Genomic DNA, 26,185 nt, shown 5'->3' on the forward strand with positions numbered 1-26,185 from the left:
AACTGGGGAATTAATGAATAATTTTGTAAACCAATTCCTTCATTAACTCTCCACTGTCTGTATTACCCGTAGAATCAACACCCTTGGTTTTCAAGTCGTATTCCCGTAATAAGCTAATGATATCAAATACTTTGCCCAACTCATAGTTTTTAGCCGCCATTTCAAAGTCTTTTACAAAATATGGGTTTACACTTAATACCTTAGCCACATTTTGCTGACTCTTATCCGTTATGTAATGAAACTTCAAAATCCGAGTAAACCAGGTATTTAATGCACCTATAATCAATTGTATAGGGTTAGACTTTGGATTCGAAGCAAAATAAGTGATAATCTGACTGGCCTTAATTACATTCCTTTTTGCTAAAGCTGCCTGCAGTTCAAAAACATTATACTCCTTGCTAATCCCTATATTATCCTGTACGTCCTCAGCAGTAATTTCATTTCCCTTTGGAATATTGAGCATTAATTTATCCAGCTCATTGGATATCTTGGAAAGGTCAGTCCCCAAATACTCTGCAATCATCGCAGAAGCACGAGGATTCATTCTGTACGCCTTTTCCCTGACATAATCCTCTACCCAGCCCGGCACTTTATTGTCGTAGATGGAAGCCGATTCAAAAGCCACACCCGCCTTTTCAAAAGCTTTATAGGACTTGCGTCTCTTATCAAACTTATCGTGTTTATAACAAAATACCAGAATCGTACTCGCAAGCGGACGTTCCAGATAAGCCAGGAGTGGATCCTGACTTTTCTTATCATCCGTATCTTTGCCCCATTTCATATCCTGTGCTTCTTTAATCAGCACAAGTTGAAATTCACTCATCATTGGATACCGCTTTGCAGAGTTTAATACTGTCATCATGTCGACATCCCTTCCATAAAAAACGGTCTGGTTAAACCCCTTTTCAGCGTCCGAAAGCAAGTTCTTTTCTATATAATCACTAAAAAGATCAATATAATATGCTTCTTCTCCATGGAAAAGATAAGCAGGCTTAAACTTACGCGCCTTAAGATCATTTATTAATGTGGAAGCCGTCATAGAATAAGGCTAAGATACATCAGAATCCTCAAAGCTGAAAAATCATTTTTTTTTACCAATTTTGAAACGTGCAATTTGATCCTGTTAAACTCAATCTCCCTTATTATCCGTTTAGAATAAAACAGATACAAGACACCAATTATATTTTCGATGAGATAAGGAAAAAGTTCCTGGTATTAACTCCTGAAGAATGGGTAAGGCAACATATCGTTCAGTATATTATTCAAGAAAAAGGCTATCCAAAATCACTTATTAAATTAGAAGGAGGGCTAAAACTTAATACGCTACAAAAAAGGACAGACCTTATTGCCTATAATTCATCGGGACAGAAAATACTTTTAATTGAATGCAAAGCTCCCGGAGTTAAAATAGATCAAAAGGTTTTTGATCAGATTGCGCGATATAACATTATACATCGCATACCACTATTAGCAGTAACCAACGGATTAAACCATTACTATTGCCAAATCGACTTTGAGCTTAAGAGTTACATTTTCATAGAAAGCCTTCCTCACTATACAGATCTCGGTTAGCCTACATTTTTAACCCGTATGTTAACCAAAGCAGGATCATATTTAGATAGCAAAATAGTAGAGGCCTTGATTAACCGGTCACCCATTAACTCTTTGTCTTTTATAGCAGAATCAGGTAATGCTAACACTCCATTAAAACAGGGCAGATCACCTGAAAGGGACCCACTATCGAAATCCTTAATTCTCCCTCCGTGATCCCATCCGAAACCCCATAAAGAAAAGTCCTTTCCTCCGTTCAGTTTAACAAGTTCAGAAAGTGTTGTACCTATCTTGATACCATTTACAAAGTGATACACAGATGAAGGATGAGCAATCTCCAAAGCCTCAATGGTTGTATAAGGTGCTTTTTTTTCTTTCCAGTGCACAAGAATCTCTTTAGCACTACCCTTCCAAATGGAGGTAACCATCCCTTGGAAGCCCCCCTCTTCAAAAAGAGAATCCTGCTTTAAATTTTCCTCTCCAACTTTTTCAACCAGAAAAGCATAAGAGTCTTCAAGCTCAATTTCTCCAATTCCCCAACACGTAATTTCCGAAGAATTTTTTAGGTCTGATTCACTCAATCCTGCAATGGTAGGCAACTTTTGAGTCGAATTATTGGTACATGAAAACAGAAACAATAGCGGCAGGTATAACAATCGTTTCATAAAATCTTTAAGTTAAAATTCATTATTTATTTAACACTCTGATACTGCTCAGACGTACTTCAATATGATCCAGAATCTTTTCGTATGATTCAACTATTTCCTGCTTTTTAAAAGCGTCATAATCTGCTTTATATACATTCTCCTGACTGGTCCATTCTAACACACCCGCTACACAAGAATTATTTTTCTCTAGCGTTCCTCCATTAAAACTAGTTATAAGTCCGCTGTTTCCCTTCGCATAAAAGTTTCTGAAAGTCAATGGCATATTTCCATTCTTATTCACCAGACTGCGCAAGTCTAAACCAATCCGCAACGAGTCCTGCGTTTCATAAGGAGATTCCGGACTATTCACTTCTAAATATTTAATAGTTTTAAAAGGTTGGCTTTTTTCCTTCCAATACACATTTAACTGTTTAGCCGTATTCTCCCAGATCGTTGTATACTTTCCATAAATAGAATTTTCATGTTCCGTTAAGGCTTTGGCTCCCACTTTATTCTTAAGCTCAGCATAAGAATAATTGATCTTGATCTCCCCTACTCCCTCACAAGAAATAAGAAAAGCAGAATCCACAACCACCTCTTTCACTTTCTTTTTTGTCTGTACATTTTTTCCCTGTTGCTGACAACCAAAAAGAAAAACCAATACGAATACATAAACGGAAAACTTCATATTCAGATTAGATTAGCAGCGTTTTAATACTTTCACGTAAGATAGAAATTTTAGCCTCTGCATCCGCTTGTTTTGCTTGCTCATTCGCTACAATTTCAGGTTTTGCATTTTGAACAAACCGTTCATTAGAAAGTTTTTTATTCACTGCATCCAGGAAACCTTCCAGATAGACCAGTTCCTTAGACATCCGGTCAAATTCAACCAATGGATCAACATTACCTTCCAGACTGATAAAAAACTCATCACGCCCAGTCATAAATGATGCCCCACCTTTAAGCTGATCATCAACAAAAACAATCTCACTTAAATTAGCCAGCTTATTTAAAACAAACAGGTAACTGGTATAATCAATCTCTGAATTCAATTTAATTGCTAAAGGCAATGGGTCCTTGGGAGAAATCTGTTTACTGTTCCGAATATTACGAATCTCAGAAACCACCTTTTTAATCATATCAAACTCCTTTAAAAGCTTGTCATCTGTCGCTGCTGTTTTAGGATATTCTGATACAATACAACAATCCATTTCCTCACGCGCACCAAATATCTCGTCATGCCAAAGCTCCTCAGTAAGAAAAGGCATAAAAGGATGAAGCAGTTTCAATATTTTCTCAAAGAAGAAGGTAGTAGCCGCCACCGTTTCACGGTCAGCAGGATGCTGATAAGGAGGTTTAACCATCTCCAGGTACCAGGAACAAAAATCATCCCACACCAATTTATATATAGCCATTAATGCTTCAGATAATCGATACTGAGCGAAATGACTTTCAATTTCTACAAGAGCCTCATTAAAACGACTATCAAACCAGGCTATAGCAACCTTATTTTCCGCATTCTCAATCGCTACTGTATTTTCAGACCAGCCTTTGAGCAATTTAAACGCATTCCAGATCTTATTGGCAAAATTACGCCCCTGTTCACAATAAGAAACATCAAACATCAGGTCATTACCGGCAGGAGAGCAAAGAAGCATCCCTACGCGAACACCATCAGCACCGTACTGATTGATAAGCTCAATCGGATCTGGAGAATTCCCTAACGACTTAGACATCTTTCTGCCCAGCTTATCCCGTACAATACCAGTCAGATATACATTTTCAAAAGGCGCTTTACCTCTAAACTCATGACCTGCAATGATCATTCGTGCAACCCAGAAAAATAAGATCTCAGGTGCTGTAACCAGGTCATTTGTGGGATAATAGTAATTGATATCAGCGTTACCCTCTTTTTCCGGATGTCCGCAAACCGATGGATCGAAAACAGACATGGGCCATAACCACGAAGAAAACCAGGTATCTACCACATCTTCATCCTGAACCAGGTTTTCACTGTCCTGACCAGCCTTATTGAAAGCCTCAATAGCATCTTCCTGTGTTGCAGCAACCACCCATTCCCCATTAGCATTATACCATGCCGGAATCCGTTGTCCCCACCAAAGCTGGCGACTAATACACCAGTCTTTCACATTTTCCATCCAATGACGGTAGGTATTACCAAACTTTTCCGGAATCAGCTTCACCTCACCATCCTCCACATAATCCAGTGCAGGTTTAGCCATATCGGCCATTTTGCAAAACCATTGCAAAGAAAGACGGGGCTCAATAACAGCATCGGTCCGTTCAGAAAAACCAACCTGCGATTTATAATCCTCCACCTTTTCCAATAAGCCCGCTTCATCAAGCAGCTTAGCAATTTTCTTACGTGCTATAAAACGATCCTCACCAACCAGAATAACGGCCTTTTCATTTAAAGTACCATCATCATTTAAAATATCAATAACAGGAAGTTTATGTTTAACACCCAGCTCATAGTCATTTAAGTCATGCGCCGGAGTCACCTTTAAACAACCTGTACCAAATTCCATTTCTACGTATTCATCCTCAATAACAGGAATTTCTCTATCTACAAGAGGAATAATAACCTTCTTACCTTTCAGATCGATATACCGTTCATCACGGGGGTTCACGCATATTGCACTATCCGCCATAATGGTTTCAGGTCGCGTAGTAGCAATAACAATAAAATCGTCAGTACCAACAACCGGGTATTTGATATAATAAAGCTTCTGATTGACTTCCTTACGGATCACCTCCTCGTCCGAAACCGCTGTTTTCCCTTGAGGATCCCAGTTAACCATCCGAATCCCGCGATATATTAATCCCTTATTATACAAATGAATAAACGTATCGGTAACCGCTACCGATAGATCGGCATCCATCGTAAAACGGGTTCTTTCCCAATCACAGGAGGCACCCAGTTTCTCCAATTGCTTCAGGATAATACCACCATATTTTTCTTTCCACTCCCAGGCGTATTTCAAAAACTCTTCCCTGCTCAGATCTTTCTTGGCAATACCACGTTCTTTAAGCATGGCCACAACCTTAGCTTCAGTTGCTATAGAAGCATGGTCAGTACCCGGAACCCAGCATGCATTTTTCCCTTGCATCCTGGCCCTTCGTACCAGCACATCCTGAATGGTATTATTAAGCATATGCCCCATATGTAAAACACCGGTAACATTCGGTGGAGGAATCACAATCGTGTAAGCTTCCCGGTCATCAGGTTCGGAATGAAAAAAACCTTTTCCTAACCAGTAGCTATACCACTTGTCTTCTGTTTCAATAGGACTATATGTTGTAGAGATATTCATTTTAAAGAAATTAAAAGGGAAGTCGAAATTAAGTTTTTGCAAAAATAACCAATTTGCGGCATAAAAAACGGAAATGACTTAAAGTGGCAGATGTTTTGACTCTATCCCATAACCTACTCCATGGCCTAAGAAAATGGCAGCCTTTTCATTGAAGTCGCCTACGGCACCCGTAGTATAGAAATTACGACGCGTTCCTAAAGAACATGATTCCTTCAGCAACGTATGCCTTTCGAGATAATCTTCCAAACTTTCTGCTACAAGTTTACCCTGGGAAACCAATCGGATTCCAACAGGTAAAAACTTGCTGATCGAATCAACAAGCAATGGATAATGCGTACAAGCCAATACCACGGTATCAATATCCGGAGATTGCTTAAACAGGTTATTTAAATTCTTTTCAATAAAATAATCAGCACCCGGCGTGTTGAACTCATTGCTTTCTACCAGAGGAACCCATAAAGGACAGGCCTCCTGAAAGATTTTTATATCAGGAAAAAACTTATTAATTTCAATCACATACGAATTTGAACTGACCGTACCTTGTGTAGCTAAAATACCGATCTTCCCAGTTTTAGTATAGGTACCCACAACCTCTGCCGTTGGCCTGATTACACCTAAAACCCTTTTATCAACGTCAAACGAAGGAAGATCATTTTGCTGGATAGACCGCAAGGCCTTTGCTGATGCTGTATTACAGGCAAGAACTACCAGATTGCAATCCATAGCAAACAAATGCTGCACACATTCCCAGGTATACTGATATACCGTTTCAAACGATCGCGTACCATAGGGTACACGTGCATTATCACCCAAATAAACAAAATCATATTGAGGCAGACGGCTTTCAATTTCTTTAAATACCGTCAATCCTCCGTATCCTGAATCAAATATTCCTATAGGTCCCTTTTTCATTATCCTCCTAGCCCCCCAAACATACCAATAGCAATGATGGATAGAACAATTAAAGTAATGATTACATACAGATAATCCTTTTCAATCGCAAAGGCTATTGCTGAAAGCAACACCCTCAATATTGGAGTGGCAATCAACACCAATACGCCTGTCTGAATAATTGCCTGGGCATCAAATACCAGCAGACCAGCTATAATTCCATTGATATGTCGCAGATTTTCCGGCGCACCTATAAATTCGGTATAATGCGGCCTATCTGCACCATGGGCCATCAAGTAAATAACTCCCCCAATCAAAGCAATTACACTGGACGTGACTACACCTGCCCGTAATAGCTGACCTAATACTGATGCAACATCTTTATCGGTTCGAAATAAACTCTTCATAACTTACCCATTAAACCGTTATATATCATTTCCAACGCAAGGAAGCCAATTACCACACTAAAAAGCAATCTTAACTTTTTCACATCTGCCTTGACCAGAATTCTGGAGCCTGCAAAAGACCCGATTAAAACCCCGATAACAACCGGCATAGCCAAACCTGGATCAATATACCCCCTTTGCAAATATACCACCGCGCTAGCTGCAGCAGTTACCCCAATCATGAAATTACTCGTTGTAGTACTCACTTTAAACGGAATCCGCATGACGGTATCCATTGCAAGAACCTTTAAAGCGCCTGACCCAATCCCCAGCAAACCTGATGTAATCCCTGCAATCGTCATCAGGGAATATCCCCCAATCACCCGGCTTACCTTATAGGCCACAATTCCATTTGTCGTAGGATACGTTCCATTAAGCTTTAACTTTTGAGCCAGAATACTTTTATCCTCCGTATCCGCATCCTCATTTTTCTTTCGTAAGGCCATGAGTGCCGAAAATAACAGCACCACACCAAAAATCACAGCAACCACATTTGTAGAGGTATAAACCGCAATAAGCGCCCCGATAATTGCCCCTGTAGTAGTTGCAATTTCAAGAAACATACCAATCCTGATATTCGTAATCCCTTCTTTAATATAGGCAGCAGCCGAACCTGAAGATGTCGCTATGGAAGATACTAAAGCACAGCCTACAGCATACCGTATGTCTACATTAAAGATCAGCGTAAGAAGAGGAATCAGGATTACTCCCCCTCCCAGTCCGGTTAAAGAGCCCAAAAGCCCTGCTGCAAAAGCCCCAACGAAAAGAATTAACGTAAAAAGTAGTACAGTCATATTTATATATGTCCAAAAATAGACATACCAACTAGGCTTTTAAATATTTATCTATTAAAACCTGAATAATACCATCTGCCATACCTACTTTAGGCACATAAATCTGTTTAATAGATGCCCATTTCATGACAGTAAGATAAATTTCCGAGGCAGGAATAATTACATCCGCACGGTCATGATTTAAGCCTAGTACACCGATTCGCTCTTTTAGTGAGTACGCATTTAACTGCGAATAGATCTCATTTAATTTGGAAATACTAAGTGGCTTACCCTCTTTTTCATCCGATAAGCGGAATAACTTATTGATGTTTCCCCCGGTACCAATACCAACCAGGTTTTTATAAATGCGGGTGTGGTTTTTAATCCAGGTATGCATCTCATCCCAGGTTTCCGGAATATCCGCATTATCAAGCATCCGCACCGTTCCTATAGGAAAGGACTTTGAATCTTCTACTTTGCCCTGTACAAAGATAGAAAGCTCAGTACTACCTCCACCTACATCAATATACAGATAATTTTTGTTGAAGTCTAAACGCTCCGCAATATGTGTAGAATAGATAATATTGGCTTCCTCCGTTCCTTCCACAATTTTAAGGTCAAGGTTGCCCTCCGCTTTAATCCGCTTGATGAGCTCTCCACCATTTCCTGCTTCGCGCATCGCTGATGTAGCACAAGCCATATATTCTTTAACCTTATACACATCCATTAATAATTTGAATGCAGTCATGGTTCTAATTAAATCCTCAGACTTCTTTTCCCCAATCCTTTTATCCAGGAAAGCATCGTCTCCGAGGCGCAATGGCACACGTATAAATGTATTTTTTTTAAAAGTTATTTCTGTTCCGTTTTCTATTATGTCTGCAATGAGCAAACGAACGGCGTTTGATCCAACATCAATGGCTGCATATCTCACGATAATGATTTGTTTTTTAAATATGTATATATATCAATCTGGGCTCGGTGTTTTACCTCCTCGTCCGTCCGGTGATAACGATTTGTATTTGAGGCATTGATCTCTCTGGCCTTCGTATTGTCCAGCAACTGGATGTGAATAATATCCAGCAACTCCTTCTTAATTTCAGCATCTAATATTGGGAAGCCTACTTCCACACGCTGATCCAGATTACGGGTCATAAAATCGGCTGACGATAAAAAGACCTTTTCATTGCCCCCATTACCGAATACCCACACCCGGGCATGTTCCAGGTACTTATCTACAATACTGATCACTTCAATATTTTTACTCATTCCCGCGATTCCAGGAATCAGGCAACACATGCCCCGAACAATCAACTGTATTTTGACCCCAGCATTACTGGCTTCATACAACTTCCCTATCATCGCCTCGTCGGCCAGACTATTCATCTTCAAGATAATAAAAGCAGGTTTGCCTTGTGCCTGATTTTTTATTTCATCAGCAATAAGCGCATAGACCTTAGTTCGGGTTTCCAGTGGTGATACCACCAGAAATTTATAATCATCATAGAACACCTTTTTATCCAAACCTTTGAACAGGCGCTTTAACTCATTTCCTATACCCTGATGTGTCGTAAAAATGCTATGATCAGCATACAACTTAGCCGTTTTCTCATTGAAGTTGCCAGTGGCCAGACTAGCGTAATAAACTGGCTTGCCCTTTTCCATTCGGGTAACCAAACAGATTTTGGAGTGTACCTTATAATCCTGCAGACCATAACTCACATTGACACCCTCCTCTTCAAGTTTATTCATCCAGTAAATATTATTCTGTTCATCAAAGCGAGCCTTTAATTCGACCAGACAATTTACCTTTTTACCATTTTTTGCCGCATTGATCAAAGCATTAATGACTCTTGAATTAGCAGCAAGACGGTATACCGTGATATTGATTTCCGTAACCTTAGGGTCTATGGCAGCCTCCCTAAGAAAGTGAATAATGTAATCAAAAGACTGATAAGGTAAATTAATCAGATAATCCCGTTTAGCAATCTGACTAAAAATGCTTTTACCAAGGTCAAGGTTCTTAACTGGGAGAGGTGCATCTTTATGATATTCTAATTCAGCCCGTCCAACATTAGGGAAACTAATAAAGTTCCTGAAATTATGGTACCGGTTCCCTGGAATTAAACCATCTGCCGTAAGATCAAGTTTGGCAACAAGATAGTTTAACATCGCCAGGGGCATATTATTATCATACAACAAACGCATGGGCTTGCCCTTTTTCCTTTTCTGCAAGCTCTTTGTTAAGGTATCAATAAACTTCTCGCTGATACTCGTATCCAGCGTCAACTCCGCATCACGCGTTAACTGTATGGAATAGGCCTCTATGGCTGAATATTCAAAAATAAAATAGATATCGTCCAGACAATAACGGATAATATCATCCAGGAGGATGATATACTTCAGATTATTCGTTTCCGGCAATACAATAAATCGCTCCAGGCTCTTAAGCGGAATTTCAATTAAACTATATTGCGATTTTTCTTTTTTATCCTTTTTACTGAGGCGCACGAAAAAATAAATAGCCCTGTCCCTCAACTCCGGAAAAGGTTTATTTTCGTTCAGCATAATCGGAACAAGCGTAGACAACAGCTTTTCTCTAAAGTAGCTTCTTAAAAACTCGCCTCTCTTTACATTCAGCTGCCGCTCATTGATAATAAAGATCCGTTCTTCTTCCAGTTCTTTTATAATGCCATTCTCATACAGATCGTCAAAGCGACGCTCCTGATTAACAACAATCTCTTTAATCTCTTTAATTATTTTTTTAGGATTATAACCCAAAAGTTCCTTAGCCTTTTCATTTATATTGGCCAACTTAATTAATGTCGGCACTCTAACCCGGTAAAACTCATCCAGGTTAGAGGAAAAGATTGCCAGAAAACGAATTCTTTCTATTAAAGGAACCGAGATATCTGCAGCTTCCTGCAACACACGCTCATTGAAGTATAACCAACTGATTTCCCGATTAGTAAGCTGAATCTTTACCTTAGCCATTTATATAAATAAGATTCCGGTATTGCTACCGAATGACGCAAATCTGCGCATATTAGTGTTAATTTAATATTAAATAATTGCCTTATATGTTATCAGGCATCTTAATGTTAAGCATAAAAGAGTGTTCTGTGTTTTAATGTATTCGTAAAATATGCTTCGTAGTGAATTGCAATTAATATAATTCAATAATAAAAAACCTAATACTTTGTATACTGTTCAGTTGCTAACTCATGGTCTTTCCACATAACATCGCTGACAATTAATCTCTCACAAACTAATAATTGAGCTTTAAATCTGTAATTTCGTCTTTTAAAACCACATTAATATGCCTTCATTTGATATTGTAAGTAAGATAGATGCTCAAACTCTTGATAATGCGATTAATACCGCAAAAAAAGAGATCTTAAACAGATTTGACTTTAATGATTCAAAGAGCACAGTGAATCTGGATAAGAAGACCAATGAAATTACAGTAGTGACCGAGAATGATATGCGCCTCAAAGCCATTCTGGACTCCATTATCTCAAGAATGGTTAAACAAGGACTAGACCCCAATGCTCTGGAAACCGGAAAAGAACAATACGCATCCGGCAATATGATCAGGAAAGAGATCAAAATTAAAGAAGGCATTGATAAGGAAACCTCCAAAAAAATTATCAAAAAAATAAAAGACAGCGGACTAAAAGTTCAAGCTTCCATCATGGACGAACAAGTTAGAGTTCAGGCTAAAAAGATTGATGACCTGCAGGCTGTCATCACCTTATGCCGTACGGAAGACTTTGGCCAACCTCTTCAATATATCAATATGAGGAATTAAAAACCAACATACATGTCCAGCGGAATAACTTATTATACTAAATCTTTCTGCCGAACACCTAAAATGCTTCTTTGAGAACGAATAATTGGAATCAATCTTCCTAACTCTTCTCTCTTAAAGGAGCATTTTGTTTAACTTAAGCGATTCTAACGACTTATATTACCTTATTTAGTAATCATTATCATTTTTTCTTCAATGTAACCTGTCTAACTTTACATCAACAAAAACCCCGAAGATTATGAAAACTATAATCGTAGCCACCGACCTCTCTAAAGATGCAAACAATGCGCTTGAATATGCAGCTGCTCTTGCCAGATGCACAAATGCTAAGTTAGTTTTATATAATTCCTTTGTTATTCCCCCGCATGCTGCAAACACGTTATTGCCTGCATCAGAAATTGAAAAAATTATCGCATCAAACAAAGCATCATTAGAATACATTGCTTTGAAAACAAAATGCACATACGATGTACCAGTTGAATGTGTAAGTAAACTATCTGAAATCCAGTCTGAATTAGATCGCTTAGTTGTTGAATACGACGCCGACCTGGTTGTAATGGGAATGAGAGGAGAAACATTAGACCAAAGATTATTTGGTAATACCACCACATCAATCATCCATCATGCCAAATATCCCGTACTGGTAGTACCTATCGACGCAAAATTTAAAGGCATGAGTAAAATACTATTTGCTTGTGATGATAACTGTCACTCAGCCAGCAAAACATTAGTTAAACTAAAAGAGATTGCCGCTGAAATGAGCGCAGAAGTACAGGTTCTTCATGTACAAAAATTAATGAAAAAAGCTGATCTTGCACTTGTTGAAGAACTAGCCGGCCTACATCCGCACGATGAAAGCTTTAGCGGATTAAATCATACCTACAGAGATATTGATGGCTGTAGCATCATTGAAGGGATTGAAAAAGGCATGAAAGAGTACAATGCAGACTTGCTTGTGATGGTACCACAAAAACATGGCTTATGGGATTCCCTGCTTCACAGAAGCAAAACCTGTGCAATGGCCTCACGTAGTAAAGTTCCTTTATTATCTATTCCATTTGGAAAGAACTAAATTATAATGCAGAATCCCTCTGCATAAAAGAACCAAGGGGTTGGAGTTTAAGTAGCGGAAGACCGGCGAATGCCGGTCTTTGCTTTTTAAAAGCAGTTTTCTATAAAACTCAGCCCTCTTAAAGAACTTACAAAATCAAAAGCTAACATAGGTATACTTATTTATCCGGAGTCATCCCCTACACTATATACCTGAAATTCTAGCAATTACGACTTTTCTTTAAATAAAAAATTGGACAAAAAATAAGCTCCCGATGGGCGGAAGCTCAAACTAACCAATTATAAACCTAAATTATTGAAAGGAGCTGTAGGGGAAGGAATCGAACCTCCAAGAAGTAGTTAGACCGTTTCCGGTTTTCCCATAATCTCCACCACCGAGACAAGGAGGTGTGTCTGCCAGTTTCACCACCCTACAGTATAATTAACAAACTGATAACCGTTTGTTGACTCAAAGATAATAACATAACCTATACGTTGCAAATATTTTAAAATAAAATATTAATAAATGTAAATAAAGTAATAGGGGATTAGCTTTTATGAAAATTATATAAACCAGAATTTTAGGCAAAAAAATAAGCTCTCGATGGGCGAGAGCTCAAACTAACCAATTATAAACCTAAATTATTGAAAGGAGCTGTAAGGGAAGGAATCGAACCTTCAAAGAGTGGTTAACCGTTTCCGGATTTCCCATAATCTCCGCCACCGGGACAAGGAGGAGTGTCTGCCAATTTCACCACCCTACAGTATTTTAAAAGCCCTAAAAACTTGTTGATACAAATATCGTTAAATTATTAATAATTGCAAATACTTTAACACATTTTAACATTTATTATCAATTTAATAGCTTTAAAGGCAATTCTATGACAAATTCAAAAACCAACAGAAGTAATTTCTTTTAATACCAGGTATCATTGCCCTTTTAAAAACACTATTATAGTAACGTAATATAAAAACCCATAGTACTTTATTTGAATGAATAAGTAAAATCAAATTTCCTACAGTTTTAAATGACAATATATTGAAAAACAAATTACATATTTGATGCTTTAGTAAAACATACAAATACTTATAATATTGATGATGTGAATAATACTTCACAATACTGTATGCAGGCGAATCAATAAACTTAATATAGCAAATGAGTAGTTTAATCAGTGCAATAGGAATTGCCAATCCGGAAAATCGGCTTTCGCAGCAAAACATATACACTTTCATGGTGAATGCTTTTGCTCTTAGTCCGGACCATGCTGCCCGGCTAAAAACAATTTATGATAATTCCGGTATTGATTACCGCTACTCTGTGATTAATGATTTCGACGCTCAACCGGTTGATTTTACATTTTTTGAACCCTCTGCTGATCTGGAACCATTTGTTACTACCCACAAGCGACTTCAAATCTATCAGGAAAAAGCTATCAAGATAGCTTTGCAAGCATCCCAAAATTGTCTTTCCCATTTTAATGATCAAATAACAGAGCAAATAACCCATTTGATTACGGTTAGTTGTACCGGAATGTATGCGCCGGGAATTGATGTTGACCTAGTGGAACAGCTGGGACTTAAACGTACCACCGAACGCACTTGTATTAATTTCATGGGTTGCTATGGTGCGATTAACGGATTGAAAGCTGCCGATTATATTTGCAGAGCTGATCCTAAGGCAAAGGTATTGCTGGTTTCTGTTGAGCTATGCACTCTTCATTTTCAAAAGACGAACACCTTAGATAACTGGGTTGCTAATTCACTTTTTTCTGATGGATCAGCTGCTGTCCTCATTGAGCATTCTACTAATAAATCAGGTAACGGAACAGGTCTCATAATTGAAAACTTTTACTCGGAGTTTTTACCCGAAAGTCGTAATGAAATGGGCTGGTTTGTTGGCAACACTGGTTTCGAAATGAAACTTACTTCTAAAGTATCCAAGCAGATCAGGAAAAATATAAAAGGTGTTACTGACCGCTTACTTCAAAAGGCTGGTCTCACAAAAGAGCAAATTGAATTGTATGCCATTCATCCGGGAGGTAAAAAGATCCTGGAAGCTGTTGAGGAATCTTTGGAACTGCCTGAAGAAAGCAACACTTTTGCTTATGAGGTTTTGCGGAAATATGGTAATATGTCATCGGCAACCATTTTATTTGTGCTGCAAAAGATTTTAAATGCCGGAATGTTATCCAATCAACGTGTTTTAAGCTTTGCATTTGGGCCAGGTTTAACGGTTGAGGGTATGGTTCTTAAGGTTTGTTAAAACGATGTGCGACGTAATTATTGTAGGTGGAGGACTAGCAGGATTATTTAATGCGCTATTACTGAACGAAGCTGGATTACAAGTTACCGTTATAGAAAAAAAGTCGTATCCCTTCCATAGGGTTTGTGGTGAGTACATTTCAAATGAAGTCCTCCCCTTTCTTAAGGAACTTGATATTGATGTCACTGCTCTCCATGCATCACATATTACACGACTCGAAGTAACCTCCACTTCAGGAGCAAAATTTGCACAACAACTTGATTTGGGTGGTTTTGGACTAAGTCGATATACCTTTGATCATTATCTTTATCAAAGGTGCAAGGCGAAGGGTGTAACCTTTATGCTGGATACACGTGTGGAAGATATTCAGTTTAAGCAAAACAGTTTTGAGGTTACATTGCCTGATCAAATCCTTAAAGCCCCCCTGGTTATCGGCTCATTCGGCAAACGGTCTAACTTGGATAGCAAGCTAAACCGAAGCTTTTTTCACCATCGCAGTCCTTATATCGGCATAAAGATCCATGCTAAAATTGATTTTCCCGATGATTTAATTCAGCTGAATAGTTTTAAAAATGGCTATTGTGGGGTATCAAAAATTGAGGATGACCGCTATTGCATCTGCTCATTGGCTCATCGCGATGATTTACGGCAGTATGGCAACCTGCAAGATTTGCAAGAAGGATTGATAAACAAAAACCCTTACCAGAAGGCTTTATTTAAAAACGCAGAGATGCTAATGGATAAACCCGAGGTGATTAACGAAATATCTTTTGAGAAAAAGCAACCGGTAGAGCAACATATTTTGATGAGTGGCGATACAGCCGGAATGATTGCCCCTTTATGTGGCAACGGCATGACGATGGCCATTCATTCAGCTAAAATCCTGTCTGAGATAATTGTCCGATGCTATAAAAATGGAGCTCCATTTTCTTTAGAGCAACGAAATAAATTAGAACAAATTTACATTGAGGCTTGGAATAAGCAATTTGCAAAGCGTTTATGGACCGGACGCAAATTGCAATTTATATTTGGAAACAACACCTTGATGAACCTGGCTATCCATCTGCTGAATGGTTCGCCAGCGATGGCAGGCTACTTAATAAAACGCACTCATGGTAAACCTTTGGGACTCTTAAAATAAAAACATATGGTTGATTTCAGCAAGCGTATTCGTGGTGTTGACGAAATTATGGATGACTTTGATTTACCGAAAACTGAGCTGGAACCCGTACTTAAAGGTTTGGGTAATTTAAATGCCTGGTTTGGCGGTCATGCTAGTTTAATTAAAGCACTAGAGCACTTTCCGGTACAATCAGGAAATCATATTAGTGACTGGGGATGCGGAGGTGGAGATGCTTTAAAGGCAATAGCTGACTGGGCGAAAAAAAGGAAAATCCCTATAAAGTTAACCGGAGTGGATGCCTCTTCGGGGGTTCTATCTTTTGCGCAGAAAGAAACCAACGGTTATTTGAACATCAAATACATACAAACTGAAGTGATGAGTGATAATCTAAAGGAAAATCAATTTGATATCATCTTATCAAGTCTGTTTACACATCATTTTGAAGATGATGCCTGGGTTCAACTGATTAAAAAAATGGCAAAAACTGCTAAACGAGGAGTCATAGTCACTGATTTACACCGTCACTGGCTGTTATACTATTCACTAATTGCTATTTTTACTGTTGTGATCCCCAATAAAATGATGCGCAACGATGGCCCTTTATCGGTAAGACGTAGTTTTAAAAAAGATGAACTAAAGTCGTTATTGGCAAAAGCAGGGGTAAACAAATATAAAATTGAATGGAAATGGGCGTTCAGATGGCAGGTTGTTATTTATAATTCCTGAATAAATCAGCCAAAGGCTTTCATTGCATTATTTATTTAACAATCTGGCAACGTACTTCCCTATAATATCAAATTCCAAATTAACAGTATCACCCCGCTTTAGTTGTTTGAAGTTGGTATGCTCATGCGTATACGGGATGATAGCAATAGAAAAACGATTTGCTTCTGAATTAACAACAGTAAGACTCACACCATTTACGCAAATTGAACCTTTTTCTACGGTTATGTTTCCGATTGAGGAATCATATTCAAAAATATAAAACCAGCTCCCTTCTAATTCATTGACAGCTACACAAATTGCAGTTTGATCAACATGCCCCTGTACTATATGTCCGTCAAGCCTGCCATTCATCTGCATACACCTTTCCAGATTAATAAAATCGCCTATAGCCAGAGCTCTCAGATTAGATTTTTGTAAGGTCTCTTCTACTGCTGTCACAGTATGTGCGTGTTCATCTAATGCGACAATAGTTAGACAAACCCCATTATGGGCAACTGACTGGTCAATTTTAAGCTCAGCAGAAAAAGGAGAAGAAGCTGTAATATTCAAATTCCCTTTATCTTCTTGTAAGGCAATAACCTGACCTGTGAATTCAACAATACCTGTAAACATGTTGTAAAGATAAACAAAAGCTGATTCTGCTCAAATTGCGAATTGTCTTCGTATATTTAAAATCAAAATTATTTATGATTTAAATTAAATATGTAATTTTGGCACACTATTTATGTTAAGACAAAACCTACAACAGAAACTACTTCAAAAGCTATCTCCTCAACAGATCCAGTTCATCAAGCTATTACAGGTGCCAACTGTATCTTTGGATGCTCGTATCAAAGAAGAGTTGGAAGAAAACCCTGCGTTGGAAGATTTAAGTCTTGCGAATCAGAATGATCCTGTTGAAGAATATCCGGATAAAGACCCGGATGATACGTTCGACCATGAAGAGAAATCGGAAGATTATGATGAATTCAACATCGACGACTACCTTCAGGAAGATAACTTAAACGACTTCAGTTCTAAATACGATAAAAATAGTGACGATGAAGAGGATAAAAAAGAAATTCCTTTTGCTGTTCAAAGCTCTTTTTATGAAAACCTTCAGGAACAGCTTGATCTTATCCCTTTATCAGATAAGGACTTCCAGATAGGCCAACAACTTATAGGAAGTCTGGATGACGATGGTTACCTGAGACGTTCAGTGACCTCTCTTATTGACGACCTGGCCTTTTCGCAAAATATATTTGCAGAAGAGGAGGAAGTTGAAGAAATGCTCAAAGTGATCCAGAACTTTGAACCTCCTGGCATTGGTGCCCGCGATTTGCAAGAGTGTTTACTTATTCAGCTCCGAAAAAAGGATCAGCAAAATCTCATCATATTAAAAGCAATCCGAATAGTAGAAGACTATCTGGACGAGTTTACACGAAAACATTACGATAAATTGGAGAAGTCGCTGAATGTAAATTCAAGTGAGCTCAAAGAAATTATAGCTGAAATTTTAAAACTTAACCCTAAACCGGGTGATTCTGAAGCAGTAACTACCAAACAGCTTCAGATTATCCCCGATTTCCATATCAGTAATAAAGAAGGTTTCCTCGTTTTAACATTAAACTCTCAAAATGCACCTGAGCTTAAAGTAAGCCGCTCCTACCAGGAGATGTTTCAACATTATGATAAGTCTGCACAAAAAGATAAAAAATTAAAAGAAGCAGTACAGTTCGTCAAACAAAAGTTAGATTCGGCAAAATGGTTTATTGACGCAATTAAACAACGCCAGCAAACCTTATTGAAAACCATGAATGCGATTATGCATTATCAGTATGACTATTTCCTTACCGGTGCTGACAGGAACCTCAGACCAATGATCCTGAAAGATATCGCCGACCGCATTGGAATGGATATTTCAACCGTATCCAGGGTGGCTAACTCTAAGTATGTACAAACAGAATTCGGCACTTTTTTACTTAAATCGTTCTTTTCTGAAGCTATTCAAACTGAAAGTGGAGAGGAAGTATCCAATAAAGAAGTGAAAAGCATTTTAGAAGAGTGCATTGGAAATGAAAACAAAAGACATCCTTTAGCTGATGAAAAGCTTGCGGAAATACTGAAAGAAAAGGGGTATAATATCGCACGCCGTACCGTAGCAAAGTACAGGGAAGCTATGAATATCCCGGTAGCACGATTAAGAAAAGAACTTTAAAATTAAATTCCTCTACATTATTTTGACAATTAAAGGATTATTTATCAGATAAATAGTTATATCTTGCGCCTTTATAAAAATTCAATATAATGAACGAAGGAACAGTAAAATTTTTCAATGAAACTAAAGGTTTCGGATTCATCGTACCAGCTAGTGGTGAACCTGATATTTTTGTTCATTCAACAGGACTTGTAGACGAAATTCGTGAGAATGATCGTGTAAAGTATGAAGTTGAAAAAGGCAAAAAAGGCCTTAATGCGGTGAATGTAGAAGTTATTTAATAACACATAGATCATTGTACAAGCATCTGCCAAATGGTAGATGCTTTTTTTTTGCCCTATTATTGAGCTACAAGATTCCTTTTAGACATCTTCAGGAATCGGATAACAAGAAATACGGAAGCGAGCGTAAGTCCGGTAATTAAACCTAACCACATACCTGAAGCACCCATCTTAAATTGAAATGCCAGAACATAACCAACAGGCAAGCCGATTACCCAATACGAAATAGCCACTAGAATAGTAGGCACCTTTACATCCTTTATACCCCTTAACAACCCTGCTCCTATCGCCTGTGTACTATCAGAGATCTGAAAGACGGCAGCAAATAACAGCAAGGTAGACGCTAATTCAAGTACCTCTTTATTGGTATTGAAAAATTTAGGTAACTGAAACCTGAATACGGTAAAGGCAACCGCACAGAATATCCCATAAAACAGAGCCGTAATCAGTGTGGTATTTCCAATCTTAGATATCATTTTGAAATCCATACGACCGAAGGCATTACTCACACGAATGGAACCGGCTTGAGCAAGCCCCATTGACGCCATAAAAGTAAAGGATGCACAACTCAATGCAATTTGATGAGATGCTTGAGAAACAGCTCCCAAGGTCCCGATAATGATACCTGACACGGCAAACGCTCCTGCTTCCATTCCCATTTGCAGACTACTGGGAATACCAATATGTAACAGTTCTTTTAGTGTTTGGCCTTTGATTTTCCACTGACTTTTAGCTACCATCACATATCTTTTAAATGTGGTATGTTTTAATATAACCAATCCCAGAATAATGAAGATTAACGTACGTGTAATCAATGTAGCCCAACCTGCACCTAACAGTTCCAGTCTTGGAAACCCCAAATTTCCATAAATCAGCACCCAATTAAGAAATATATTGATTGGCAAACCAATTAAGGAGAGCATCATGGCTGTACGGGTAAATTCCAGTCCATCGGTAAACTGCTTTAAGGTCATGAATAGCAACATGGGAATGATCGACAGTCCCATCAGTTTCATAAAAGGCAATGCCAATACAACCACTTCAGGATCTTGCCCTAAGTGATACAGTACATTGCGGCCGAACACTAACAATAAGGAGATTAAAATAGCAGAAACCGCACACAGGCAAAATCCATTAAAGAAGTAATGCGAGACGAGCTGGCCATCTCTTCTTCCGTGAGCCATAGAAACCATTTGCGAAACAGAGATCGTAATTCCTATTCCAAATACAAAAGGTATGTTTAGGGTGTTCAATACTAAAGCCGCTGCGGCAAGTTGTTTATAGCTTATCGCTCCAACCATAGCCGCATCAATAAGATGAAGTGACATCTGAGCCAATTCGCCTATGATGATGGGCAGTGCTAATCGTATTGTTTTTGTTGCTTCAGACCTCATATTTCAACCCTTTTAAAAGGGTTGCAAAGGTAAGTAAGATTTATAAAAATAGTTTATCTCTTGTTAAACTGTACATCTATTTATAATTAATCAAACATTATCGGCTTAAAATAATTAACATAATGATAATATTAAATTAAGGTATTATTCATGTATTATTGTATATCATTTAAAATTAAATCATTGCCTTATATTCATCCCCCAAAAAGTATCAATAACAAACATGATGCTCATTTTTATAAATATTAAATTCATGAAAAAAGATAAACAAAAATCACTTGTAAAAAAAGCAAGAAAGACAATTAGTAAGTCAATTGAAGAACAGTTAACAGCTGAGATTACTAAAAGTATTATTAGTCAGGGAAAAGATCCCAAAAAAGTAACTAAGGAAGTTAAACAAGCAGCTTCCCTTATTGCTAAGAAGTTAGCTAAAAAAGAAGGTATTTCTAAAGCGGAACTTACTGAAACCGTTCAAGCTGATGCAGAAGCAATTAAAGACGAGGTTAATTCTTTTGAAGTATCCCCTGCAGAAAAAAAGACACCAACCTCAAGAAAGCCTAGAACTCCTTCAAAAAGCAAATTAGCTACAGTTGAAGTTGCCGCAGCTCCTATTGTTCGTAAACGTGCACCAAGAAAGACCGTAGCTAAAACTACTAAACCAGCCAACGAACTATCAACTGTTGCTGAAACAGAAAATAGTTAATCAGTTATTTGAATAAAAAACTGTATTTGATTCAATTGAACTACTAATAAAGAACAGTTCATTAGTATAGATCATAAAAAAGAGGCTAAATGATTTAGCCTCTTTTTTATGATCTATTTTTTATGCCTCGCTATCCTTATTATTTTTTCTAACTACAGAGTGCTTGATACTATAGCCAAAATAGATCACAAAGCCGATCAGCATCCATACGATTAAACGTTCCCAATTATGTTTTCCTAAACCAATCATCATTAAAATACAGGCCAATGCTCCTATTATAGGAAGTACAGGCATCCATGGAGTTCTGAAAGGACGTGATGCATCCGGATCACTCTTCCGCATTACAATAACACCAATACAAACAAGAACGAACGCAAACAAGGTACCGATACTCGTCATATCACCCACTACATCTCCAGGTACAAAGGCAGCAAACAAACCAACAAATACTAAAAATATAAGGTTGGATTTATATGGCGTTTGAAATTTAGGATGCACTTCAGAAAACACTTTCGGTACAAGACCATCTTTTGACATGGAAAAGAATACGCGAGACTGTCCAAGAAGCATAACTAAAATAACCGAAGAGAATCCGGCAAGAATAGCTACAGTAATTAAGATAGAAAGCCAACCGTATCCATGCATATACGTTTCAATGGCATAAGCCACGGAAGCTTCTTTCCCTGCTGTTGAAAATTCATGATAATTGGCAACGCCAGTCAATACATGACTAAACAATACGTATAATACAGTGCAGACCAACAGAGATACAAGGATCCCGATAGGCATATCTCTTTTTGGATTTTTCGCCTCCTGTGCAGCAGTAGAAACAGCATCAAAACCAATGAAAGCAAAGAAAACTACACCTGCTCCACTGACAATTCCGCTCATTCCAAACTTGCCAAAGTCATTCTCAAAGTAATCCCAAAAGCCTTTTTTTCCGGTTATAAAATCTTGTTCACCAATATTTACAGGAATGTAAGGAGTATGATTGACAGGGTTCATGTATGACCAGCCAATTACAATAAACACGACCACAATAGCCACTTTAAGGATCACAATAATGCCATTAATATTAGCTGATTCTTTAGTACCTCTGATCAACACCAAAGAAAGCACCACAACAATAAACAAGGCAGGCAAGTTAATAATCCCGTTAATTCCATCCGGAGACACCTGAAAAGGCGAATGACAGAGGGCATAGGGTATCGAGACACCAAACGTCTCTAAGAGCTTATTCAGATATTCAGACCAGGCAATAGAGACCGTAGCAGCTCCTACAGCATATTCAAGCACTAAATCCCAACCAATAACCCAAGCAACAACCTCACCCATGGTGGCATAAGAATAGGTATAAGCAGATCCTGCGATTGGAATCATAGAGGCAAATTCTGCATAACACAAACCAGCCAATCCGCAACCTACTGCAGCCAGTATAAACGATAAGGTTACTGATGGACCAGCATGATCAGCTGCAGCTGCAGCTGTCCGTACAAAAAGGCCTGCACCTATAATAGCTCCTACACCTAATGCAACTAAGTTACCCGCACTTAATGTACGCTTAAGAGTTCCTTCTCCAGTTTCTGATGCTTCCTTCAATAGTGAATCAAGAGGTTTTCTAAATTTCATTTTGTGTGTTAAGGTTTCTCAATATTTATAAATAATAAATTAGATGATGCAAAAAAGATTATCCTAATGTAAACCTTTTCATTTATTAAAATAAAAAGATTACAAAAAATAAACAAATGCACAAAGCAACAAATTTACTGCTTATAATGCTAAAACATTGAGTTATTTACACCTTAATTAGTTATAATTTACAATTTATCTAATTAAGGTGTAAATAACTCAATGTTTTATTCAAAAAAACCAAAAAACAAAACTATTTTATTGATTTATATAAAATAAAAACATTAAAAATACACTTGAAGCAAAATCTTATGAAACTTGGACCAATAAGCCATACATGTGGTATTTTAAATTTAATTTCCTCTACAAATCACCAATTTTGATCACATTTCTCTTATAAAAGAAAATATTGATCGGTCTGGAGACTAAGATAAGAAAAAGGTAGATTTCTTTAGGTAGACAAGGAGATGTGTAAATCAGGATACCAATGCGCAACAAAGGCATCCTGATTGCTTATTATTTATAAGGTGTGATTGTAACCGGACCATCCAAACCAGAAGGCTGTACTTTCCAATTTGAAGCATCCATTGGTTTATAATTAATGTCCACGATATTAATGTCTTTGAAAATTTTCCATTCAATTCCCTTTCTATCCATATATCTAACCCGGTTTGACATCAGGTTAGCTACTTCTATTTTGATTGTATTCTTACCTGGATGCAATAATTGACCTATCCTCATTTGATAAGGAATGCTCCACAAAATACCAGCATCCTTTCCATTGACCCATACTCGTGCACTTTCATGAACAGAACCTAAATCAAGCAGATATTCAGTTGCTTCCGTACGTGGCATTTTAAAAGAGACCGTATACTCCGCTCTACCTGAGAAATAAGATGCGGCACTATCGGATAAAGAAGTCCATAACTGTGCTTGTTTTAACTTGCGATCAGCCGGAATAGAAGGCCCCCCTTCAACAAAATGAAGCTTCCATTTACCTTTTACCTCAATGGGATTTAAAGCCTGATTCAGGTAAACCCATTTCTTCTCGTCCGCTTTGGCTGTTGCTGCTGTTCTTAAAATCAATGCCTCTCCGGGTAATAGTTCCACCTGAACGGATACACCCATATCATTTGGAGCAATAGCAGCAGTTCCTGAATTTCCGCTTTGCGGATCCATAATTAAAACGGAGCCTGCTTTTACGTTCAGCGGGATCTTTTCGTGAATTGCCTTATCCGTATGATTAACCAGATAATAATATTTATCTGCACCATCCTGTCTGCGGATAAATTTAAGACCAGTATCCGTTAATTTTTCCCTATTGAAGCCAGCAAATCTTAGCGCTTTCTGCACATCATCTGCTAAAATAACCCTGCCTGATCCCATTTTCATTACCTTGATTCCATTTGCAGTATCAGAAAACGCTAAACCATCGCACAGGGTCTTCAGTTGCTGCCTTTTAGCATCCAGATCTCCAAGACCGGGTACATCTAAAGGGAGGTTCTGGATAATAACTGTTGCTCCACTTTCTGCCAGTTGCAAAACTTTTTGAAATGTTTCTACAGGAATTAACTCTGATTTAGGCAGAACCAATACTTTATAAGGTGATGCTCCAGGATTAGTCTTGATTTGACCATTTTCAGCGGTCGCATTTTTAAGCAACAGATCAGATATAAAGTCTAGTCCGTAACCCGCAGTTTGCAATTCAGTTACATCTTTATAAAAAGGTGCAGGGTGAAGCCATTTATCGATATCATGCACCTTTAAGGCCATATCTCTTCCTTCAGACTTATTCCACACATCATATACCGGCCAGTAAATCAAAACTTCATTATCCGATTTCCCTGATTGAAGCACCGATTGTACACGGGTTATATAGGTATTAAGTCCCGGCAAATGCTGCCAGAAACTATTAGCAGGCGTAAAATCAACTGATGCATAAAATAACCATCCCGGCCATGAGGCCTTTTTCGGAGAGAAAGGAGCGCCATGGAAAAACACATGGTTGATACCAGACAAAAACACCTGTTCAACTTCCGGTTTACATTGAGATAAAGAAGTCTTAAAATGCTCGGTAAGCCAGGTAAAGGTTTCACTGGATACCAGGTTATGCCCCGCAACATGCGCTGCCGATGAGGCAAACTTCAACATTACAGGATCAGGATCTACATTTCTGATATCCGCACTATCCCTGCGTAAACCCGGAATAGGAAAATAACTGGATCCAAAGGTTTCGCATTCCGGAATATCAACAGCAGCATACAGATCAAGTAAGTTACCGGGAGAGCCATGCGCCTGGTTACGTGTAATTCCTTTATACTGACGCGCCCACTCAGTCCATGGACGGGTAAAGTTAGTGAGTAACATATCAGACATGGTTTCCCGATAGTCTGACTTCAACCTTGCCACATGTTCTGAAGACTCTTTGCTTACAAATTCTTTAATATATGGCCTAAAATCGTACCCACGATTTGCTTTAAATAGAGCCAAAAAATTCTCTGACCAGTCTGCATCGTACACTTCATAACTATCATTATAAAAAGCCCTTACACCTGGCGATTTATGATCAAAAGCCTGATCAAACCGTTTAAGGTAAGTCGATAGCGCATCTTTAGAAAAATGATTCAGGGTATATCCCTCTCCTCCCGGAGATGACCGTTTCACCATTTGACGGGTTTTACCATCAAAGGCCGCATACAATTCCCAGTTTCCTGATACAGGCGACCAGTTTAAAGTTCCGTCAGCAGCCACCTTATCAGATAGATCCAAGACCTCATTCCGATCACTATAAGCAGTAAGAAACTGAAACGTTGCAGCATCTTGTTTAGGATCCTTTACCAGAATCTTCTCCTTAAGCTTGCTTTTAGCACTAAGCGTGTACGTTTGAACGATTAATTTGGATGCAGCATCCTTAGATGTAATCTGTGGACCACCAAAAGGCCAGCCTGTACCATTCGTAAGATCCACACCCATGTTAAATTCACCTGCTTGTTTGACAGTATACCGAAGCATCTCCATCCATTTGGGTGACAAATAAGAAATGTATTCATTTTCTGCACCTTTAACCCCATATATAGGAGCGATCTCCACTCCGCCTATTCCGGCTTCATGGAAGGTTTGCAATGAGGCTCCAAGCTCCTGCTGATTAACTGCATTTCCCATCCACCACCAACGCACCCAGGGTTGCATTTCTTTCTTTACTTCAGGCCAAGCAGAAGTCTGGGCAAAAACACTACTAAAAACAGTTGTTCCCGTTAGAAGCAGGAGTATAATAACCTTTTTTTTAAATCTCATTGAATAATTAAACTTAAGAATTTATTAAATACCATCTATAACATGCTACAGATTAGCTCTCCTTTACT

Annotated in this window: 22 protein-coding genes and 2 tRNA genes; 9 read left to right on the plus strand and 15 right to left on the minus strand. The window is 38.3% G+C overall.

The window, feature by feature from the left end:
* Positions 1 to 10 precede the first annotated feature (10 nt).
* Complete coding sequence (gene holA / locus BFL47_RS07095) at positions 11 to 1,039, minus strand: DNA polymerase III subunit delta (protein ID WP_069659107.1); 1,029 nt, start codon at positions 1,037 to 1,039, stop codon at positions 11 to 13.
* Between the two features lie 68 nt (positions 1,040 to 1,107).
* Between holA and BFL47_RS07100 the strand changes: the two genes are divergently transcribed.
* Positions 1,108 to 1,572 (plus strand): type I restriction enzyme HsdR N-terminal domain-containing protein, encoded by a 465-nt coding sequence (locus BFL47_RS07100; protein WP_069659108.1) that lies wholly within the window; start codon positions 1,108 to 1,110, stop codon positions 1,570 to 1,572.
* Here the strand turns inward: BFL47_RS07100 and BFL47_RS07105 are convergent.
* From BFL47_RS07105 to ppk1, 8 genes are all read right to left on the minus strand, one after another.
* A complete protein-coding gene (locus tag BFL47_RS07105; RefSeq protein ID WP_069659109.1) occupies positions 1,569 to 2,216 on the minus strand; it encodes a hypothetical protein in 648 nt (215 codons plus the stop codon). The genes BFL47_RS07100 and BFL47_RS07105 overlap by 4 nt on opposite strands.
* Before the next feature lie 22 nt (positions 2,217 to 2,238).
* Positions 2,239 to 2,886 (minus strand): hypothetical protein, encoded by a 648-nt coding sequence (locus tag BFL47_RS07110; RefSeq protein ID WP_069659110.1) that lies wholly within the window; start codon positions 2,884 to 2,886, stop codon positions 2,239 to 2,241.
* 7 nt (positions 2,887 to 2,893) lie between these two features.
* On the minus strand, positions 2,894 to 5,533 hold the full coding sequence (locus BFL47_RS07115; protein WP_069659111.1) for a valine--tRNA ligase: 2,640 nt from the start codon (positions 5,531 to 5,533) through the stop codon (positions 2,894 to 2,896).
* A gap of 78 nt (positions 5,534 to 5,611) precedes the next feature.
* Positions 5,612 to 6,445 (minus strand): glutamate racemase, encoded by an 834-nt coding sequence (gene murI, locus BFL47_RS07120; RefSeq protein WP_069659112.1) that lies wholly within the window; start codon positions 6,443 to 6,445, stop codon positions 5,612 to 5,614.
* Positions 6,445 to 6,831, minus strand: a complete 387-nt coding sequence (locus BFL47_RS07125; RefSeq protein ID WP_069659113.1) for a DUF1634 domain-containing protein — start codon at positions 6,829 to 6,831, stop codon at positions 6,445 to 6,447. Before BFL47_RS07125 ends, murI begins: the two co-directional genes overlap by 1 nt.
* Positions 6,828 to 7,664 (minus strand): sulfite exporter TauE/SafE family protein, encoded by an 837-nt coding sequence (locus BFL47_RS07130; protein ID WP_069659114.1) that lies wholly within the window; start codon positions 7,662 to 7,664, stop codon positions 6,828 to 6,830. Before BFL47_RS07130 ends, BFL47_RS07125 begins: the two co-directional genes overlap by 4 nt.
* A gap of 31 nt (positions 7,665 to 7,695) precedes the next feature.
* Positions 7,696 to 8,577 (minus strand): Ppx/GppA phosphatase family protein, encoded by an 882-nt coding sequence (locus BFL47_RS07135; RefSeq protein ID WP_069659115.1) that lies wholly within the window; start codon positions 8,575 to 8,577, stop codon positions 7,696 to 7,698.
* Positions 8,574 to 10,637 (minus strand): polyphosphate kinase 1, encoded by a 2,064-nt coding sequence (ppk1, locus tag BFL47_RS07140; RefSeq protein WP_069659116.1) that lies wholly within the window; start codon positions 10,635 to 10,637, stop codon positions 8,574 to 8,576. Before ppk1 ends, BFL47_RS07135 begins: the two co-directional genes overlap by 4 nt.
* Positions 10,638 to 10,962: 325 nt before the next feature.
* On the opposite strand from ppk1, the gene BFL47_RS07145 reads away from it, so the two are divergent.
* Both BFL47_RS07145 and BFL47_RS07150 read left to right on the plus strand, forming a co-directional pair.
* The gene (locus BFL47_RS07145; RefSeq protein ID WP_069659117.1) at positions 10,963 to 11,454 is read left to right on the plus strand and encodes a YajQ family cyclic di-GMP-binding protein; all 492 of its coding nucleotides are present in this window, start codon (positions 10,963 to 10,965) and stop codon (positions 11,452 to 11,454) included.
* Positions 11,455 to 11,692: 238 nt separating this feature from the next.
* A complete protein-coding gene (locus BFL47_RS07150) occupies positions 11,693 to 12,526 on the plus strand; it encodes a universal stress protein (protein ID WP_069659118.1) in 834 nt (277 codons plus the stop codon).
* A gap of 304 nt (positions 12,527 to 12,830) precedes the next feature.
* Here the strand turns inward: BFL47_RS07150 and BFL47_RS19745 are convergent.
* Positions 12,831 to 12,940 (minus strand) — tRNA-Asp (locus tag BFL47_RS19745).
* A gap of 219 nt (positions 12,941 to 13,159) precedes the next feature.
* Positions 13,160 to 13,268, minus strand: a tRNA-Asp gene (locus BFL47_RS19750).
* 395 nt (positions 13,269 to 13,663) lie between these two features.
* Between BFL47_RS19750 and BFL47_RS07155 the strand changes: the two genes are divergently transcribed.
* The 3 genes from BFL47_RS07155 to BFL47_RS07165 are packed head-to-tail and all read left to right on the plus strand — an operon-like array spanning position 13,664 to position 16,619.
* On the plus strand, positions 13,664 to 14,770 hold the full coding sequence (locus BFL47_RS07155; RefSeq protein ID WP_069659119.1) for a type III polyketide synthase: 1,107 nt from the start codon (positions 13,664 to 13,666) through the stop codon (positions 14,768 to 14,770).
* 4 nt (positions 14,771 to 14,774) lie between these two features.
* Entirely contained in the window at positions 14,775 to 15,911 is a 1,137-nt protein-coding gene (locus BFL47_RS07160) for an NAD(P)/FAD-dependent oxidoreductase (protein ID WP_069659120.1), read from the plus strand.
* Positions 15,912 to 15,917: 6 nt separating this feature from the next.
* The gene (locus BFL47_RS07165; protein ID WP_069659121.1) at positions 15,918 to 16,619 is read left to right on the plus strand and encodes a methyltransferase domain-containing protein; all 702 of its coding nucleotides are present in this window, start codon (positions 15,918 to 15,920) and stop codon (positions 16,617 to 16,619) included.
* Between the two features lie 27 nt (positions 16,620 to 16,646).
* Here BFL47_RS07165 and BFL47_RS07170 read toward each other — a convergent pair whose 3' ends face one another.
* Positions 16,647 to 17,231: a riboflavin synthase gene (locus BFL47_RS07170; protein ID WP_069659122.1), complete on the minus strand. Its 585-nt coding sequence runs from the start codon at positions 17,229 to 17,231 to the stop codon at positions 16,647 to 16,649.
* Positions 17,232 to 17,343: 112 nt separating this feature from the next.
* On the opposite strand from BFL47_RS07170, the gene rpoN reads away from it, so the two are divergent.
* Positions 17,344 to 18,816 carry an RNA polymerase factor sigma-54 gene (gene rpoN, locus BFL47_RS07175; protein WP_069659123.1) on the plus strand — a complete coding sequence of 491 codons (1,473 nt, stop codon included), beginning with the start codon at positions 17,344 to 17,346 and terminating at the stop codon, positions 18,814 to 18,816.
* Between the two features lie 89 nt (positions 18,817 to 18,905).
* Positions 18,906 to 19,097: a cold-shock protein gene (locus BFL47_RS07180; protein ID WP_016195223.1), complete on the plus strand. Its 192-nt coding sequence runs from the start codon at positions 18,906 to 18,908 to the stop codon at positions 19,095 to 19,097.
* Positions 19,098 to 19,156: 59 nt separating this feature from the next.
* Here BFL47_RS07180 and BFL47_RS07185 read toward each other — a convergent pair whose 3' ends face one another.
* Positions 19,157 to 20,491 carry an MATE family efflux transporter gene (locus BFL47_RS07185; RefSeq protein ID WP_069659124.1) on the minus strand — a complete coding sequence of 445 codons (1,335 nt, stop codon included), beginning with the start codon at positions 20,489 to 20,491 and terminating at the stop codon, positions 19,157 to 19,159.
* A 253-nt stretch (positions 20,492 to 20,744) separates the two neighbouring features.
* Between BFL47_RS07185 and BFL47_RS07190 the strand changes: the two genes are divergently transcribed.
* Positions 20,745 to 21,194, plus strand: coding sequence for a hypothetical protein (locus tag BFL47_RS07190; protein ID WP_069659125.1), 450 nt, complete (start codon positions 20,745 to 20,747; stop codon positions 21,192 to 21,194).
* A 120-nt stretch (positions 21,195 to 21,314) separates the two neighbouring features.
* Here BFL47_RS07190 and BFL47_RS07195 read toward each other — a convergent pair whose 3' ends face one another.
* Positions 21,315 to 22,823: an amino acid permease gene (locus tag BFL47_RS07195; RefSeq protein WP_069659126.1), complete on the minus strand. Its 1,509-nt coding sequence runs from the start codon at positions 22,821 to 22,823 to the stop codon at positions 21,315 to 21,317.
* 516 nt (positions 22,824 to 23,339) lie between these two features.
* Entirely contained in the window at positions 23,340 to 26,117 is a 2,778-nt protein-coding gene (locus BFL47_RS07200) for a glycosyl hydrolase (protein WP_069659127.1), read from the minus strand.
* Positions 26,118 to 26,185: the final 68 nt, after the last annotated feature.

The sequence above is a fragment of the Arcticibacter eurypsychrophilus genome (assembly GCF_001730525.1).
Lineage (GTDB): Bacteria > Bacteroidota > Bacteroidia > Sphingobacteriales > Sphingobacteriaceae > Arcticibacter > Arcticibacter eurypsychrophilus.